Source organism: Aeromicrobium sp., assembly GCF_049587115.1.
Classification (GTDB): domain Bacteria; phylum Actinomycetota; class Actinomycetes; order Propionibacteriales; family Nocardioidaceae; genus Aeromicrobium.
Genome location: NZ_JBAVDI010000091.1, coordinates 1 through 1,818, shown reverse-complemented (window position 1 = coordinate 1,818; position 1,818 = coordinate 1). Strand labels below are relative to the sequence as shown.

The window sequence follows — 1,818 nt, the reverse complement described above, 5'->3', positions numbered from 1 at the left end:
CAGGAAGGCGCACGCGTGCTGGACATCGGGGCTGGCACCGGACAGGCCACCGGGCCGCTGGTGCAGCGAGGCGCGAGCGTGGAGGCGATCGAGCCGGGTCCGGCGTTGGCGTCTCGACTCCGCCAGGACCTACCGGGCGTACGGGTCCAGGGGAGCACCGCCGAGGACGCCACCTACCCGACCGGCGTCTACGACGGCGTCGTGTGCGCGACCGCCCTGCACTGGGTCGATCTGGCCGTGGTCCTGCCCAGGATCCGTGACTGCCTGCGCCCAGGCGGTTCGTTCGTGCCGTTCTGGCACGTCTTCTCCGATCCCGAGGCGCCGCCGACACCGTTCCGCGCGGTGATCGACAAGATGTTCGGCAGCCCACCAGCCACTATCGGCACTCCTCTGGACCGGGAGCACTGGTCCCGCGCCCTGACCCGAGACGGACTCTTCCGGCTCGAGGCGGTGCACACCTGGCGCGGGAGCCATCAGGTGACCACCCGCCACATGGCCGACCTGCTGAGCACGTTCAACGGGTGGACGCAGGACCACATCGCCACCGCGACGAAGGCCGTCGACCGCCTCGGCGGCACCGTCATAGAGCACTACACGACGATCGCCTACGTCTGTCGCGCCGACAGGCTTGCATGAAATCTATATATTTTTATAGGTTTGTCGCAAACCTCTGGTGACTGATAGGAAAGTGGCATCATGTCGAGTGCGCGCGTGAGCGTGGCCGAAGCCGCCGACATCCTCGGCGTCCACCCTCAGCGCGTCCATCAGCGCATCCGAGCAGGCTCCCTGCCCGCTGAGAAGATCGGCAACCAGTGGGCCATCGAGAAGGACGACCTGCGTCGCGTCAGGCACCACGTCGGACCTGGGCGCCCCCTGTCGTCAAAATCCGCCTGGGACCTGCTCGCCGTCGCTGCCCATGACCTTGCCGCCGCTGAACTCAGCCCCTCGGCCCGTTCCCGCGCTCGGTCGCGGCTGCGGAACCTGCTCGCCAACGCCTCCTCCGACGACCTCGACGAGGCCGCCGCCCACCTCGGGCACGCTCTTCGCAACCGGGCCGAACGCGCCCTGTTCAGCGCCTCCCCGCGCGACCTGCCAGACGTCCGCGACGACGAGCGCGTCCACCTCTCCGGCATCTCGCTTCCCGAGTCGAACCTCTCCGCCGGCGCCGTCGCGGAAGGGTACGTGTCTTCCGGCGATCTCGACGTCCTCATCGACGACTACCTGCTCTCCCCCGCACACCGCTCCCGCGCGAACGTCATACTCCACGTCGTTTCTTCAGAAGCCGACAACCCGGCACTCACCCTCGAGGATGTCGCCCGCTCCCCACTCGCGCTCGCTGCCGACCTGGCCGAGCATGACGGTGTCCGCGAGAAGAGCGAAGCCGTCCGCACGGTCGTCGACCTGCACGCCCAATTCGTCGCACGCGGAGCCTACGCAGTCGGAGCCGGCCGTGGCTGAGACCGTCGAACTTCCTGCCATGAGTGAGGCCCAGAAGCAGTCCTGGCACGCCCTCATGGACCTCTACGAGCTCGTCAGCTCCGACTGGACCCTCATTGGCGGCCAGCTGGTGCACCTGCACTGCGCCGAGCGCGGCGTCCTGCCGATCCGTCCAACCAACGACGTCGACACGGTCGTCAACATCCGGACCTCCCCGACGATCTTGGTCACCTTCACCAGCGCGTTGAAGGACATGGGCTTCACCCCCGACATGTCCGGCGACGGATTTCAGCACCGCTGGCGTCGCGACCGTGCCCAGATCGACGTCCTCATCCCCGAAGGGGTCGGCGAACGCGCGGCGGCCCGCTCCGGCGCCGGCGG

At 68.3% G+C, this 1,818-nt stretch carries 3 protein-coding genes; all 3 read left to right on the top strand.

Translation table 11 applies throughout. The features are described 5' to 3' along the window. On the top strand, positions 1-636 hold a 636-nt coding region (locus WB461_RS08955), incomplete at its 5' end, for a class I SAM-dependent methyltransferase (protein ID WP_423852388.1). A 60-nt stretch (positions 637-696) separates the two neighbouring features. Next, a complete protein-coding gene (locus WB461_RS08950; RefSeq protein ID WP_423852387.1) occupies positions 697-1,458 on the top strand; it encodes a helix-turn-helix domain-containing protein in 762 nt (253 codons plus the stop codon). Next, positions 1,451-1,818: hypothetical protein (locus WB461_RS08945; RefSeq protein WP_423852386.1), on the top strand; the 368-nt coding region annotated here is incomplete at its 3' end. The genes WB461_RS08950 and WB461_RS08945, both read left to right, overlap by 8 nt.